Origin of the sequence: Rhizobium sp. NPDC090279 (genome assembly GCF_044769665.1) — a bacterium.
Classification (GTDB): Bacteria; Pseudomonadota; Alphaproteobacteria; order Rhizobiales; family Rhizobiaceae; genus Rhizobium.
Genome location: NZ_JBIVYI010000004.1, coordinates 18,502 through 33,345 on the forward strand (window position 1 = coordinate 18,502; position 14,844 = coordinate 33,345).

Annotated in this window: 15 protein-coding genes; 4 read left to right on the forward strand and 11 right to left on the reverse strand. The window is 60.5% G+C overall.

Annotation, left to right across the window (positions count from 1 at the left end; all coding sequences use genetic code 11):
• Positions 1–89 precede the first annotated feature (89 nt).
• Both ACIQWP_RS10790 and ACIQWP_RS10795 read left to right on the forward strand, forming a co-directional pair.
• Positions 90–710 (forward strand): alpha/beta hydrolase, encoded by a 621-nt coding sequence (locus tag ACIQWP_RS10790; protein ID WP_402786205.1) that lies wholly within the window; start codon positions 90–92, stop codon positions 708–710.
• A 1-nt stretch (position 711) separates the two neighbouring features.
• The gene (locus ACIQWP_RS10795; protein ID WP_402786208.1) at positions 712–978 is read left to right on the forward strand and encodes an addiction module antidote protein; all 267 of its coding nucleotides are present in this window, start codon (positions 712–714) and stop codon (positions 976–978) included.
• Positions 979–1,005: 27 nt separating this feature from the next.
• Here ACIQWP_RS10795 and ACIQWP_RS10800 read toward each other — a convergent pair whose 3' ends face one another.
• From ACIQWP_RS10800 to ACIQWP_RS10840, 9 genes are all read right to left on the reverse strand, one after another.
• Positions 1,006–1,698, reverse strand: a complete 693-nt coding sequence (locus ACIQWP_RS10800) for a ZIP family metal transporter (protein WP_402786211.1) — start codon at positions 1,696–1,698, stop codon at positions 1,006–1,008.
• A 131-nt stretch (positions 1,699–1,829) separates the two neighbouring features.
• Positions 1,830–2,219, reverse strand: coding sequence for a Fe-S cluster assembly scaffold SufA (gene sufA / locus ACIQWP_RS10805; RefSeq protein WP_402786214.1), 390 nt, complete (start codon positions 2,217–2,219; stop codon positions 1,830–1,832).
• A 76-nt stretch (positions 2,220–2,295) separates the two neighbouring features.
• On the reverse strand, positions 2,296–2,676 hold the full coding sequence (locus ACIQWP_RS10810) for an SUF system Fe-S cluster assembly protein (protein WP_402786217.1): 381 nt from the start codon (positions 2,674–2,676) through the stop codon (positions 2,296–2,298).
• A gap of 11 nt (positions 2,677–2,687) precedes the next feature.
• Positions 2,688–3,929 carry a cysteine desulfurase gene (locus tag ACIQWP_RS10815; protein WP_402786220.1) on the reverse strand — a complete coding sequence of 414 codons (1,242 nt, stop codon included), beginning with the start codon at positions 3,927–3,929 and terminating at the stop codon, positions 2,688–2,690.
• A gap of 15 nt (positions 3,930–3,944) precedes the next feature.
• The gene (sufD, locus tag ACIQWP_RS10820; RefSeq protein WP_402786223.1) at positions 3,945–5,219 is read right to left on the reverse strand and encodes a Fe-S cluster assembly protein SufD; all 1,275 of its coding nucleotides are present in this window, start codon (positions 5,217–5,219) and stop codon (positions 3,945–3,947) included.
• Between the two features lie 22 nt (positions 5,220–5,241).
• Positions 5,242–5,997: a Fe-S cluster assembly ATPase SufC gene (gene sufC, locus ACIQWP_RS10825; RefSeq protein WP_402786226.1), complete on the reverse strand. Its 756-nt coding sequence runs from the start codon at positions 5,995–5,997 to the stop codon at positions 5,242–5,244.
• A 64-nt stretch (positions 5,998–6,061) separates the two neighbouring features.
• Positions 6,062–6,430, reverse strand: a complete 369-nt coding sequence (locus ACIQWP_RS10830) for an ADP-ribosylation/crystallin J1 (RefSeq protein WP_402786229.1) — start codon at positions 6,428–6,430, stop codon at positions 6,062–6,064.
• The gene (sufB, locus tag ACIQWP_RS10835; RefSeq protein WP_402786232.1) at positions 6,430–7,899 is read right to left on the reverse strand and encodes a Fe-S cluster assembly protein SufB; all 1,470 of its coding nucleotides are present in this window, start codon (positions 7,897–7,899) and stop codon (positions 6,430–6,432) included. The genes ACIQWP_RS10830 and sufB overlap by 1 nt, the downstream gene beginning before the upstream one ends.
• A 146-nt stretch (positions 7,900–8,045) precedes the next feature.
• Positions 8,046–9,212 (reverse strand): cysteine desulfurase family protein, encoded by a 1,167-nt coding sequence (locus tag ACIQWP_RS10840; RefSeq protein WP_402786235.1) that lies wholly within the window; start codon positions 9,210–9,212, stop codon positions 8,046–8,048.
• Positions 9,213–9,445: 233 nt separating this feature from the next.
• On the opposite strand from ACIQWP_RS10840, the gene ACIQWP_RS10845 reads away from it, so the two are divergent.
• Positions 9,446–10,123 carry an alpha/beta hydrolase gene (locus ACIQWP_RS10845; RefSeq protein WP_112797490.1) on the forward strand — a complete coding sequence of 226 codons (678 nt, stop codon included), beginning with the start codon at positions 9,446–9,448 and terminating at the stop codon, positions 10,121–10,123.
• Between the two features lie 13 nt (positions 10,124–10,136).
• Here ACIQWP_RS10845 and ACIQWP_RS10850 read toward each other — a convergent pair whose 3' ends face one another.
• Positions 10,137–10,652 (reverse strand): GNAT family N-acetyltransferase, encoded by a 516-nt coding sequence (locus ACIQWP_RS10850; RefSeq protein ID WP_402786239.1) that lies wholly within the window; start codon positions 10,650–10,652, stop codon positions 10,137–10,139.
• 179 nt (positions 10,653–10,831) lie between these two features.
• A complete protein-coding gene (locus ACIQWP_RS10855) occupies positions 10,832–13,204 on the reverse strand; it encodes a caspase family protein (RefSeq protein ID WP_402786242.1) in 2,373 nt (790 codons plus the stop codon).
• Positions 13,205–13,501: 297 nt separating this feature from the next.
• Here ACIQWP_RS10855 and tyrS point away from each other — a divergent pair, with 297 nt between their 5' ends.
• Positions 13,502–14,758 (forward strand): tyrosine--tRNA ligase, encoded by a 1,257-nt coding sequence (gene tyrS, locus ACIQWP_RS10860; protein ID WP_402786245.1) that lies wholly within the window; start codon positions 13,502–13,504, stop codon positions 14,756–14,758.
• The last annotated feature ends 86 nt before the right edge of the window (positions 14,759–14,844 follow it).

Sequence of the window (14,844 nt, forward strand, 5' to 3'; positions counted from 1 at the left end):
TTGCGAAACTTGTCTATGAAAACGCCGCGTGTCCGAACGGATGCGCGGCGTTTTCGATGATGCGGCAACGGGGCCTGGAATACAGATTTATGCCGGAACAACCGGAATTTCATTTCGTCGCCGGGCGAGGAGAATACCTTTCATCCCCGCTGCTTCTCCTGCACGGAAGCAGCCAGGACGAAACCTCACTTATCTCGCTTGCCAACGCTGTCGCGCCGCAACGGCCATATATGGCACTGCGCGGTCCGGTGATTTGGGAATCAGGCTTCGCTTTCTTCTGTCGCCATCCGGATCGCAGCCTGGATCATGCCGATCTTGACAGGCGCACGAATGACATTTGCGGTTTCATCGCATCCGCGCTGGAAGACAATAGACTGAAGCACCCACCCGTCCTGCTCGGCTTCTCAAATGGCGCGATCATGGCTGCGTCCATTCTTCTTCGAGCGCCTCACTTGGCTTCTGCGGCGATCCTGATGCGGCCGCTCTCGCCAGCGCCGGACGCTCATTTTCCGTCCCTGACCGCATTGCCGATCCTGATCACATCAGGCGCAGACGATCGGCGGCGCAACCCCGGCGACGCAGATCTCATGAAAAATCAATTTGCAAATGCCGGCGCGGATGTCAGCGCACATGTGCTGGCAACCGGTCACGACGTCAATCAGGACGAGATCGGCATCATCCGCGATTGGCTCATACGGAAAGGCCCATGACATGAACCAGGACACGTCCCTGAGCACCGACAATCCCGACAGCTACATCGCAGCCGCCTTCGAAACGGACGACCCCGCATCGATCGCCAAGGCATTGGGCGAACTGGCCCGCAGGCGCAACATGAGCAAACTCGCCAAGGATGTGGGCATGAACCGCTCGGCGCTCTATCGCGCGCTCAGCGGTGACGGAAATCCGGAATTCGCAACCATCCTGAAAGTCGTCAAGGCGCTCGGCCTCAAGCTGACGCCGGTGCCGGCCGCGAACTAAAGTCGGCAATCGGAATTCTGAATATCGTTAGCCTATCGCCTCTTCGAGCAGAAGAAGCACGAGAAAGCCCGCGAAGAACATGGCCGTCACCCAAGGACGATCAGGTGTTTCGTGGGCTTCGACCAAAAGCTCCTCGGTGACGAGATAGAGAAGCGCGATCAGCCCGAACGCAAAAAATCCAGTCAGGATGGGGTCGGGCAGCGACGCGATCGGCGTCCCGAGCAAAGCACCGATCGGCAACAGGAGTGCAAGCGCGGCCGTAATTGCGACGATCCTGGCGCGAGAGCGGATACTCTCGCCAAGCTCGTTCGCCACCGTCAAGCCAAGGAACAGCACCTCGATCGTCAGGGCGATCGTGAGCAGCAGGCCGACCTTCGGGCCAGCCGCAAATCCGATACCGAGCACGAGGCCATCGATCAAAATATCGATGCCGATGGCCGCGAGCAGACCGACCGGGCCTTTGGCCCGGTTTTCCAGTTGTTTCACCAGCAGCATGACGGCGACGCCAATCGCACCGCCGATGACAGTCGCCAAGGGAGAGCCTCGATGCATGACATCGGGCAGGATCTCACCGGCGGCCGCCGCAAAGACGACGCCGGCGGCAAAATGCTGTATGGCGCTGACGAGATTGGGGCCTGGTCGCGTGTTGACCGCAACCGCGGCGCCCGCAATCGCGGCCGTTGCCGGGATCAATGTGTAAACCCATGCCGATGCCGCCATAAGATCCCTCGCCGCTCGCCCTGCCGATTTTATCCGGCTCAGCCGGCTAGCCAGGGAGACGACGCAGAAAACCCCAGCGTGCGGCGATCAAAGCATGGAACGCAGCGAGGGGGAATACGGAATAGTCTGCTTTAAGCGGGTTGCGCGGCCTGGCGCTGAGCCGCCAAGGCGGCGAGATCGGCAGGCTTCAATTCGACGGATTCGCCGCAGCCGCAGGCCGATGTCTGGTTCGGATTGGTAAAGGTAAAGCCCGAACGCAGCGTCGTGGTTTCGAAGCCCATTTGGGTGCCGAGCAGATAAAGAACGGCTGACGGCTCGACCCAGACCCGGGCGCCATCATGCTCGATCAGGTCGTCCTTCAAATTCGGCTCGGTCACCAGATCGATGGTATATTCCATCCCGGCGCAGCCGCCCTTCTTGATGCCGACGCGAACGCCCTTGGCATCGGGGCCGGAATTCTCGACAATCGCCTTGACGCGGGCAGATGCCGCATCCGTCATGCTCATGATTGCAAAGCCCATGGGCTCATTCTCCTTCCGCAACCGGGGTCAAGATCCGGCGCTTCGAGTCTCAATGTAAAGCCGGCGGCCTAAAGCTTCAATACCAGCCGACGGCAACCTGCGCTTCTTCCGACATGCGATCCGGCGTCCACGGCGGATCGAAGGTCATGCTGACATCCACACCGGAAACACCTTCAACGGCGCCGACAGCATTCTCAACCCAGCCCGGCATTTCGCCGGCAACAGGGCATCCGGGCGCGGTCAGCGTCATGACGATCTTCACCATGCGGTCGTCTTCGATGTCGATCTTGTAGATAAGACCGAGTTCGAAGATGTCGGCGGGAATTTCCGGATCGTAGACCGTCTTCAGCGCAGAAATGATGTCGTCGCTGAGGCGTGCCAGCTCATCTTCGGGGATGCTGGAATGCACGATCCCTTCGCGTACGTCGATCTTCTGTTCGCTTTCGTCGAGTGACATCACTTGCCTCCTTAGGCAAAGAACTTGCGCGCATATTCCAGCGCATCCGCCAAAGCATCCACCTCGGCGCGCGTATTGTACAGGCCGAACGATGCACGGCATGTGGAGGTAACGCCGAAGCGTTTCAAGAGCGGCTGGGCGCAATGCGTCCCTGCCCTAACGGCAACGCCCTGGCGGTCTATCACCATCGAGACGTCGTGTGAATGAATGCCCGCGAGCTCGAAGGAGAAAATTCCGCCTTTGCCGGGCGCCGTGCCGATGACGCGTAGCGAATTGATATCCCTCAGCCGCTCCGCCGCATAGGCAGCAAGTTCAGCCTCATGGCGTGCAATCGCTTCCCGGCCGATACCGTCCATGTAATCGAGCGCGTAGCCAAGACCGATCGCCTGAACGATCGGCGGCGTGCCGGCTTCGAAACGATGCGGCGGCTCGTTGTAGGTAACGTTTTCCTCGGTGACGTCGAAGATCATCTCGCCGCCGCCCTGGAAAGGCCGCATCTCGGCAAGCCTGTCCTTCTTGCCGTAGAGCACGCCAATACCCGACGGACCATAGAGCTTGTGACCGGTCATGACGTACCAGTCGCAATCGATGTCCTGTACGTCGACTGGCATATGCACGGCGCCCTGCGAGCCGTCGATCAATACCGGAATGCCGCGCTCATGCGCGATCCGGCAGACTTCCTTTACCGGAACGACCGTTCCGAGCGCATTCGACATATGCGTGATGGCGACGAGCTTGGTGCGCGCCGTCAGGCTCTTCTCGAAATCCTCGATATGGAACGCGCCCTCGTCATCGACAGGCACCCAGACGAGCTTCGCGCCCTGCCGTTCGCGAATGAAATGCCAGGGAACGATGTTGGAGTGATGCTCCATGATGGAGACGACGATCTCGTCGTCTTCCCCGATCTTCGGCATGCCCCAGCCGTAAGCGACCGTGTTGATCGCCTCGGTCGAGTTCTTGGTGAAGACGATATCATCGACGGACGGCGCATTCAGGAAGCGGCGCACCTTTTCGCGAGCCGCTTCATAGGCTTCCGTCGCCGCATTGGACAGGAAGTGCAGGCCGCGATGCACATTGGCATATTCGTTGGAATAAGCATGCGAGATGGCATCGATGACGACCTGCGGCTTCTGCGCGGAGGCGCCGTTGTCGAGATAGACCAGCGGCTTGCCATGCACCGTTTTCGCCAGGATCGGGAAATCCCGGCGAATGGCTTCGACGTCATAGGCCGTTGCCGGCACGATCTTGTCCACGAGCTTTGCCTCCAATCAGGCGTGCTTTTCCAGCCAGGCGGAGATAACGCCTTCCAGCGCCTCGACCAGGGCCTCGTCTTCCAGTTCCTCGACGATCTCGGCCACGAAGGCGTTGACCAGCATGGCGCGCGCCTTGTTCTCCGGAATGCCGCGGGCCATCAGATAGAAGAGATGGTTCCGGTCGATATCGGCGACAGTGGCGCCATGGCCGCACTGCACGTCGTCGGCGAAGATTTCGAGTTCCGGCTTGACCGAAAATTCGGCATCGTCGGACATCAGCAGGGTGTTGCAGGCCATCTTGGCATCGGTCTTCTGCGCATCCGGTGCAACCCGGATCATGCCCTGAAACACGCCGCGTGCGCGATCAAACACCACGTTGCGGATGACTTCAGTGGAACCGGTGTTCGGAACGTCGTGACCGAGCACCATCGTCACGTCGGTATGGGTATCGCCACCGAGCAGGTTGATGCCGCGCAGCGTCAGATCGGCGCCCTCGCCCGCGACCTTGATGTACAGTTCCTGACGCACCAGCTTGCCGCCGGCGTTGATGACAAACAGCCTGAGCTTCGCGTCGGCACCGAGATCGATGCGGAGCTGACCGAGATGCGTATCCTCACTGCCCTGCTCCTGCAGGATGATCCAGGTGATCTCAGAACCCTTGCCGATCTTCACTTCGCTGACAGACGAAACCAGCGCAGCCGCGCCTTCGACCGCCTGATGACGCTCGATGACAGTTGCCTTGACGTCGGCCCCAAAGGATACAGGCAGGCGGCTGTGGATCTGGCCACCGGCGTGGACGAACTGCACTTCCAGCGGCGCTTCCAGTTCGGTGCCATCGGGCAGATCGATGACGTAGCCATCGCGTACGAAGCTGGCATTGATGCGGCCGATGGCGTCGTCCTTGTCGATTGCCTCCAGACCGGCGGCGGCCGTGCCGTCAGCCAGGCTATCGGCGTAACGGCCGATCGCCAGACCCTTGACGGCAGCCTTCTCGCTTGCCTTGCCCTGGAGAACGGCAATGACCGGACATCCCTCGACCGTCGGTGGCAAGGCTACGGCAAGACCCTTGCCGATATCGCTCGGCACCAGACGCAGCAGATTCTTGAAATCGGTGTAATGCCATGCCTCGACGCGGCGCGTCGGCAGGCCTGCGGTCTTCAGCTCGTCGAGCAGGCGGTCACGGACGGCGAACACTTCGCCGTCACCGGGTAGATCGCCCATCTGGTCGTTATACGCCTCGATCAGCGCCGTCTCGGCTGCTGTCAGGCGGTTCGTCGTCTGAATGTTCATCGACGTGTCCTTTCCGCCTCGATCAGGCTGCAGCTCCGATGATGTCGGCATAGCCATTGGCTTCGAGTTCATGCGCCAGCGTCTTGTCGCCGGACTTGATGACCTGGCCCTTGTAGAGGACGTGAACGGTGTCCGGAACGATATAGTCGAGCAGGCGCTGATAGTGGGTGATGACGATCACGGCGCGGTCAGGCGAACGCAGCGCGTTGACGCCATCGGCGACGATCTTCAGCGCATCGATGTCGAGGCCTGAGTCGGTTTCGTCGAGCACGCAAAGCTGCGGCTGCAACAGCGCCATCTGCAGGATTTCAGCGCGCTTCTTTTCACCGCCGGAGAAGCCGACGTTGAGCGGGCGCTTCAGCATGTCCATGTTGATCTGCAGCTTGGCCGCAGCATCCTTGACGCGGCGCAGGAAGTCCGGCGTCGTCAATTCGGATTCACCGCGCGCCTTGCGCTGCTCGTTCAGAGCCACTTTCAGGAACTGCATGGTGGCAACACCGGGGATTTCCACGGGATACTGGAAGGCTAGGAAGATGCCCTTGGAAGCACGCTCGGCAGCGTCGAGCTCGAGAATGCTCTCACCATTATAGAGGATCTCGCCCTCGGTGACTTCATAGTCGCTACGGCCGGCAAGGATATAGGACAGCGTCGACTTGCCGGAGCCGTTCGGGCCCATGATGGCGGCAACTTCGCCTGCCTTCACCGTCAGGTTCAGGCCACGGATGATCTCGGTGCCGTCTTCGGCGATACGGGCATGCAGGTTCTTGATTTCAAGCATATTCGTTTCCTTCGTCCCACCCTGGTGATCGGCGATCTAACCAGCGGTGATTGTCTCTATAAATTTACCGCTCTTCTGCCGGCGAAAAACTTTGCGTGACGACAATCGCACCAACGATATTGCGATTGAATTCATCGAGTTCTTCTGCCGGCACCCAAAGCTCTTCATGCTCTCGTCCGCCGACGATCTTGCGCTCAAAGCGTGATGCATAGGCGGCATTTACATCAAAACTGGTCACATAACCGCGGCGCGAGCCGACCTTGGTATTCCAATCCCTCGCAATCTGCGCGGCATAGTTTTCATTGGTAACCGGATAGAAGATCGGCTGATCCGGAAGGCGTGGCGGGAAGGCCTTCCAGCCGCTCTCTTCGATCAGCTTCAGCTCTTCCAATCCAACTGGCCGAAAGAGCGTGACCGTGTCCGCAGTCGCCATCACCCGACGCTGCCTTCCAGTGAGATGCCGATCAGCTTCTGCGCTTCGACGGCGAATTCCATCGGCAGCTCCTGCAGCACTTCCTTGACGAAGCCGTTGACGATCAGCGCGATCGCTTCTTCGGTCGGTATCCCGCGCTGCAGGCAGTAGAACAGCTGGTCTTCGGAAATCTTCGAGGTGGTCGCCTCGTGCTCGAACTGCGCCGTCGAATTTTTCGCCTCGATGTAGGGCACCGTATGCGCGCCGCACTTGTCGCCGATCAAAAGCGAGTCGCACTGCGTGAAGTTGCGGGCGTTGGTCGCGCGGCGATGCGCCGAGACCTGGCCGCGATAGGTGTTCTGCGACACGCCGGCGGCGATGCCCTTGGAGACGATGCGGCTCGACGTGTTCTTGCCGAGATGGATCATCTTGGTGCCGCTGTCGACCTGCTGATGGCCGTTCGAGACCGCGATCGAGTAGAACTCGCCACGGCTGTCGTCGCCGCGCAGGATGCAGGACGGATACTTCCAGGTGATCGCGGAACCGGTCTCGACCTGCGTCCAGGAGATCTTGGAGCGATGGCCGCGGCAATCGCCACGCTTGGTGACGAAATTGTAGATGCCGCCCTTGCCGTTCTTGTCGCCTGGATACCAGTTCTGGACGGTCGAATACTTGATCTCGGCATCATCCAGAGCCACCAGCTCGACGACGGCGGCGTGCAACTGATTTTCGTCGCGTTGCGGCGCGGTGCAGCCTTCGAGATAGGAGACATAGGCCCCCTCTTCGGCAATAATCAGCGTGCGCTCGAACTGGCCGGTGTTCTTCTCGTTGATGCGGAAGTAGGTCGACAGCTCCATCGGGCACCGAACGCCCTTCGGCACGAAGACAAAGGAACCGTCGGTGAAGACGGCCGAATTCAGCGTCGCGTAGAAATTGTCGGAGGTCGGCACGACAGAGCCGAGATACTTGCGCACGATATCCGGATGCTCGCGAACCGCTTCCGAGATCGACATGAAGATCACGCCGGCCTTCTTCAGTTCTTCCTTGAAGGTGGTGACGACCGAAACGGAATCGAACACTGCGTCGACGGCGATCTTCGGCTTCTCGACGCCGGCAAGGAGCTCCTGCTCGCGCAAGGGAATGCCGAGCTTCTCGTAGACTTTCAAGAGTTCCGGGTCGACCTCATCGAGCGACGTCGGGCCGGGGGTATTCTTCGGCGCGGCGTAGTAATGGATGTCGTTGAAATCGATCTTCGGATAGTCGACGCGAGCCCAGGTGGGCTCTTCCAGCGTCAGCCAGCGGCGGTAAGCCTCCAGACGCCATTCCAGCATCCATTCCGGCTCTTGCTTCTTGGCGGAAATAAAACGGACAATATCCTCGGACAGGCCTTTCGGAGCCTTGTCCATTTCGATGATGGTCTCAAAACCATACTTGTACTGGTCCACGTCGATCTGGCGAACCTGATCGACCGTTTCCTGGACTGCAGGCATTTCGTTCTCCAATCTTGCCGGATACAAGGTCCGGCAGCTTGTCAACGTTACGGCAGACTTATGTCTGCCCTCTATGTAGTCGGCCAAAAGGGACTTTTCACCCCGATTGGCAAGCGGAAAATTCGGTTTCCGCAAAATTGTGGTCGTCAGGCCGCCGCACCCGCCAGCTTGCGCCTTCCCGCGATACGGGCAAACGCGGCGATTGCGCGATCGATATCCGCTTCGGTTGTGGTCGGCCCTAGCGAAATGCGGAGAGCCCCGAGTTTCGGGTCGCATCCCATCGCCACGAGCACATGGCTCTCGCCGACCTTGCCCGAAGAGCAGGCGGACCCGGCCGATATCGCGACACCTTCGAGATCGAAGGCGATCTGTCCGGTCTCGGACTTCAGTCCCGGCAGGGTGAAGAAGCTGGTGTTCGGTACGCGCGCACCTTGCTCGCCATGAATAATGACATCGGGCGCGCTCTGCCGCATGCCCTCTTCAAGCCGGTCACGCAGCTTTGCGATCCTGGCATTCCGGTCTTCGAACTCATTGAGCGCCGCAGCCGCAGCCGCACCGAAACCGACGATGGCAAGCGTGTTCTCCGTGCCCGAGCGATGGCCCTTTTCCTGGCCCCCGCCGTGGATCAGCGGCTTCGGCATCAGCACTTCGCCGCGCGAAACAAGCGCACCCACTCCTTTGGGTCCACCGATCTTGTGCGACGATACGATCAGAAAATCCGCGCCGATCGCATTGATATCGAGCGGTACCCGACCGGCCGCCTGAACCGCATCGACCACAAAGAGGCCGCCCGCGGCCAGAACCAGCTTTGCCGCTTCGCCGACGGGCTGAAGAATTCCTGTCTCGTTGTTGGCGAGCATGACGGCGACCATCGGCAGGCCGCTGGCCTTGTCATGGGCTGCGAGCACGGCCTCCAGCATAGCGAGATCGACCGTACCGTCCGATGTTACGGGTATTTCGCTGACATTGTCCTTGGCGAACCGGCCGCCTTCGCGCACGGCCGGATGCTCGATGGCCGATATATAAAGGTGGCTGACGGCAAGCGGCGTCCGCCCCATGCGAAACTCCGGCGTCAGCACCATATTGGCCGCCTCGGTGGCGCCGCTGGTGAAAACCACATGGGCGGGTTCCGCGCCCGTCAGGCCTGCAACCTGCCGGCGTGCGGCCTCGACAGATGCGCGCGCCGCCCTACCTTCCCCATGAACGGAATTGGGGTTGCCTTGAATATCCATCGCACGCAGCATTGCTTCGCGGGCCGCCGGATGGAGCGGTGCGGTAGCATTCCAATCGAGATAGAGGCGTGTTGCCGCCATAATCTTCTTCCTGCGCGACTTTGCTTTGCGGCCGCCGGCTCATTTTCCTTGAAATTTCAGCCGTGCATGCCTTATGACACGTTCCACAAGCCGTTGCGCAAACAACGCGCGGAGCACCGCATCAAGTTTCGAATTGTTCTAAACTGCGTTCTAGAAAAGATGAGCGCATTCGTCAAGTCAACTTGCTGCGTGCCGTTAGGTTTGAACGCAGAAAAAGAAGAGCCGGAGTATCGATGCCCGAAGTAATTTTCAACGGCCCCGCGGGTCGCCTTGAAGGCCGCTATCAGCCCTCCAAGGAAAAAAGCGCCCCGATCGCGATTATCCTTCATCCCCACCCGCAATTTGGCGGCACGATGAACAATCAGGTCGTCTACCAGCTTTTCTATATGTTCCAGAAGCGCGGTTTCACCACACTCCGTTTCAATTTCCGCGGTATCGGCCGCAGTCAGGGTGAATTCGACCACGGCGCCGGCGAGCTTTCCGACGCCGCATCGGCCCTCGACTGGGTTCAGAGCCTTCATCCAGACTCCAAGAGCTGCTGGGTTGCCGGCTATTCCTTCGGCGCCTGGATCGGCATGCAGCTTTTGATGCGCCGTCCGGAGATCGAAGGCTTCATGTCGATCGCGCCGCAGCCGAACATCTACGACTTCTCGTTCCTGGCTCCCTGCCCGTCGTCCGGCCTGATTATCAACGGCGACGCGGACAAGGTCGCCCCGGAAAAGGACGTCAACGGCCTCGTCGAGAAGCTGAAGACCCAGAAGGGTATCCTGATCACGCATAAGATCGTGTCGGGCGCCAATCACTTCTTCAACGGTCAGGTCGAAACGCTGCTGGGCGAATGCGAGGATTATCTCGATCGTCGCCTCAACGGCGAACTGGTGCCGGAACCTGCCGCCAAGCGCATTCGGTAAGCGATTTCGCCTCTTAGCGCGACATTCTGAAACTGAGACCTGAAACGCCGTCGATGACGATCGGCGCATGGTATTCCATGCCGATCTTCCGGAGAACCCGCTGCGATGCGACGTTCTCCGGATGCGTGAATGCTATGAAGTGATTGGCGAATCCGCGTTTGAAGAACCAGTCCGCCAGCGCGCCTGCGATCTCGGTTGCATAGCCATTGCCCCAGGCACTCTTCTCGATGGAATAGCCAAGTTCGAATTCGCCGCGACCGCTTTCCTGAAAGCGTGAAAAACCGGCGCGACCGATAAAACGACCGTCCTCGCGCCGCAGTATCTTGTATTTGGTCGTGCCGTCGCGCGCCTGTTCGCCAAACCAGCTTTTCAACCGCTCCTCGGCCTTCTCCAGCGTCCAAGGGGCGGCGCCGGAAAGATAGCGCGTCATGTCGATGGTCGAATGCAGCTGTCGAATCACTTCCGCATCTCCCTTGCCCCACATCGTCAGAATGAGGCGCGGAGTTTCGAGTATGATGGTGTCACTCATCTGCCTGCCTGTTTTCGCATTGGATCTGCAGCTTGCCGCAAGGTGTGCGGCCGGGCCGATTGGCAACCGAAGGGTCAGTGCTAAACGCTCGGCCTGATTTCAACAAGGCAATGAAGCGGCAATTCCGAATCCGAAGGCCCGCCGAAGCGGGCCTCCAGATTATCGCTTGATATCATCGGTCAGTGACATGCAGGCAGACCGGGAGCGCCGCACTTCTTCTTTTCCGGCGGCTTCTGCGGCGGAGGCGGAGGTTGTCTCTTCACCTGCTGCTGCACGACCTTCGGCTGCGGTTGGGGCTTGGGTTGAGCTTGCGGCTTCGGCGCGACCGCCCTCGCCTGTGCCACGACATGCGGCGCCGGTCTGGGCTGCGCAGGAACCGGATTGGCCCGCCGAGCCGGCGCGGCGGCGACATGAGGCTGACTGTTCACCCGAGCTTGGTTGTTGCTGACCGCCTTCGGCTTCGCCGGCGTCCTGGCGGCGACGGCCGGCGAAGCCGAGCCGTGGGCATTGGGTTTCGGTGCCGCAACAACCGCATTCGGTTTACCACTCGGCGCTGCCTGCGGTGCCGGGGTCTTGGCAATCTGGTTCTGACCCTTCACGGCAGGCGTATTGCCGGCAGCCGGCAACGGCTGCCCCTTCGAACCGGGAAGCGCATGCGCGTTGGCATTTGTACCTTGGCCGGCGGGTTGAGCAGCAACCGCCGGATTATGTGCGGCATTGGGTGCCGCCTGAGGCGGTTGAGCCTGCTTTCCCGGGACAGTCCCGGGATTGCCCGGCAGCTTGCCGCCAGCCGGCAGCGGCTGGCCATTGGCGCCGGGAAGCGTGTGAGCGGTGGCATTGCCGGCCTGCGGCTTGGCGACGGGCGCCACCGCCGGAGCCGCTCCAGGCGTTGCCTTGGCCGCTGCGGCCGGATTCTGCTTTTGCAGCACCGCGGCCTTCTTCTGTACCGAAGGCGGCAAGGCAACATGCAGCGCAGCCGCACCCGCGCCGGCAATGACAGCAGCTCCAGCAAGCTTCTGCCCGGTCGTCAATCCAGGTGCCGCGGGCGCAGCCCCATTCTCGTTGACCACGGTATTGTTGTTGTTGATGACCGTCGTGTTGTTCACGACCGTATTGTGGATGTTGTTGAAGATGATGTTGTTTTCCGGCGGCGCGATGTCGCGCGGCGGCTCGACCCATTCGGGGACCGGAACGAAGACCGGCGCCGGCAATACGTAGAGATCGACGGAGAGCACCGGCGGCGCGAGCACGACGAAATCCGGTGGCGGCGGCGCCAGGAAGACGACGGGCGGCGGCGGCGCATAGCCGAAGTCGGCATCATCGAAATAAAGCACCGGCCGGTCGACATAGACGATTTCCGGAGGCGGTGGCGGCGGCACGTCATATTCGATCACGGCGAAGGACGGCGGCGGCTCGAGGGCTGCCTCGAAATGCTCCAGACGGCGACGTGCATCCCAGACATGCGGACCACGCGGATAGCGTCTCAGATAAGACCAATAGGCCTCCGGCGTGTCGGCAATCCAGGTCTCGCGCCAGGTGATCGCCTCGCGGCGGGCGGCAACGATGGCGCGCACACGCCTCACCATGGAATCGTTCGGATAGGCGGCGAGGAAGTCCTCATAGCCCTGCAGCGTGTCGCGATCGAGCGCGGCAAAATAGGCATCCCGCTCGTCGAAATCGCGGATCGGTTTTGTCCGGTTTGCCACCTCATCAACAGTGGACACCGGAGCGGCCGGCGCATTGGGACCGCGATCGAAAAAGTTGAATGCGTTCTTGAATTTGGAGGCGTCCCAAGAGATTTCGGCGCCCTTGGTCAGATCGCCGACACGCAAGCGCGTCCGATCGAACACGTCGTCGAGCGACAGACCACCGACACGGATCATCTCCGCCAGCGCATGGGCATAAGAGCCGTACGGACCGGCCTCCTGCGGGGCGACCGTGCCGGGCGCCGCATTGAAGGCAATCAGCTGGTTGGCGTCGGGATCAACCAGCGCCAGGCCGCCGGCCAGCGGCTGACTGGACTGCACGAAGGGATTGGCCCTCGCCGCGTCCAGCACGACGATACTGCCGCGGTTGTTGATGGCGGACAGCGATTTGGTGAAATCGCTCACGCGGAGCGCCTGGACGGGGACATCCGTGGCATTGGCGATCTGCGCATCGATTGGCACGAAATAATTATCGCCCTGATATTGCACACCGTAGCCCGCCAGATAGACGAAGACGACGGTGTTAGGGCCTGATGCGTTCGCTTTCGTCAGAAAGTCGCGCATCGCGTCGCGCAATCCGTTCTGGTCGAGGTCGCGTGCGCCGATCACATCGAAGCCCGCGGCCTGCAGCGTTTGCGCGATCAGGCCGGCATCATTGGCAGGTGTCGGGAGCGCGCCTACCTTGTAGGCGGCATTGCCCACGACGAGCGCTATTCTCTTTTCAGGGGAACCTTGCGCTTCGGCCGGGTTCGCGGCAGCGATACCGGCCAAAACCAAAATCATGGCAAAAAATGCCCAGATCGTCTTTTTGGATGACAATCCCATCATCGAAAGCAAAAGTGACATACCGGTTTCTTTCACGAAACATGTGGCGCGCACGGGATCAACAAGAAATGACTAGGATTTGATTCGGGCGAATGCGCGGCTTATTCCCGGCGGCTTCGCGGCGATGTTACGGTCTCTTGACGTTGAAAAGCGGCGTTTACAATTCCTGTCCCATCCGCGATGCCGGCCGAAACTTGATGTCCCGCTGCACCAAAATGATGACGCGTCGGTAAATCGGTGCTAAACGCCCCCGGCAACATTTTCACAACAGCGACTTCGCCGCCTCCTCCGTCGATGCGGCCTCGAAAGACCAAGATCATGGCTGAGTTCAAATCCGATTTCCTGCGCACCCTGCAAGAGCGCGGCTTCATTCATCAGATTTCCGATGAGGCCGGCCTCGACGACCTCTTTGCCAAGGAAACCGTGACGGCCTATATCGGCTATGACCCGACGGCATCGAGCCTGCATGTCGGCCACCTCACTCAGATCATGATGCTGCATTGGATGCAGGCGACCGGTCATCGGCCGATCTCGCTGATGGGTGGTGGCACCGGCATGGTCGGCGACCCCTCCTTCAAGGAAGAGTCCCGCCAGCTCATGACCGTTGACATGATCGAGGACAATATCGCCTCGATCAAGCGCTGCTTCTCGAACTATCTCGATTACAACAAGCCGGGCAACGCGGCATTGATGATCAACAACGCCGAGTGGCTGCGCTCGCTCAACTACCTCGAATTCCTGCGCGACGTTGGCCGCCACTTCTCGGTCAACCGCATGCTGTCCTTCGACAGTGTGAAGACGCGCCTCGATCGCGAGCAGTCGCTTTCTTTCCTCGAATTCAACTACATGATCCTGCAGGCCTACGATTTCGTCGAATTGGCCAAGCGTTACGATTGCCGTCTGCAGATGGGCGGCTCGGATCAGTGGGGCAATATCGTCAACGGCATCGACCTCGGTCACCGCATGGGGACGAGGCAGCTGTTCGCGCTGACATCGCCGCTGCTGACGACCTCTTCCGGTGCCAAGATGGGCAAATCGGCTTCCGGCGCTGTCTGGCTGAATGCCGACCTGCTGCCGGTCTACGATTTCTGGCAGTATTGGCGCAACACCGAGGATGCCGACATTCCGCGCTTCCTCAAACTGTTCACGACATTGCCGATGGGTGAAATCGCGCGGCTCTCGGCGCTTGCCGGTTCTGAACTCAACGAGGTCAAGAAGATCCTCGCGACCGAAGTCACGGCAATCCTTCACGGCCGCGCGGCAGCCGAGCAGGCGGCCGAAACGGCACGCAAGACCTTCGAGGAAGGCGGCCTGTCCGAAAACCTGCCGTCTATCGATGTTCCGGCTTCCGAACTTGAAGCCGGCATTGGCCTGCTGGCTCTGATCGTGCGCGCCGGCCTTGCCGCCTCCAACGGCGAGGCTCGCCGCCACGTCCAGGGCGGCGCGGTGCGCATCAACGACGAAGCGGTCAGCGATGAGCGCAAGATCATCGGCACGGGCGAGATCACCGCCGATGGCATCATCAAGCTGTCGCTCGGCAAGAAGAAGCATATCCTGATCCGCCCGGCCGCCTGAGCGGCCAGACGGCACATGAGAATGTAGAAAGCCGGCGGGCCTCTCGCCGGCTTTTGCTTATTACCGATGGCAATTCCTCCCCGTAT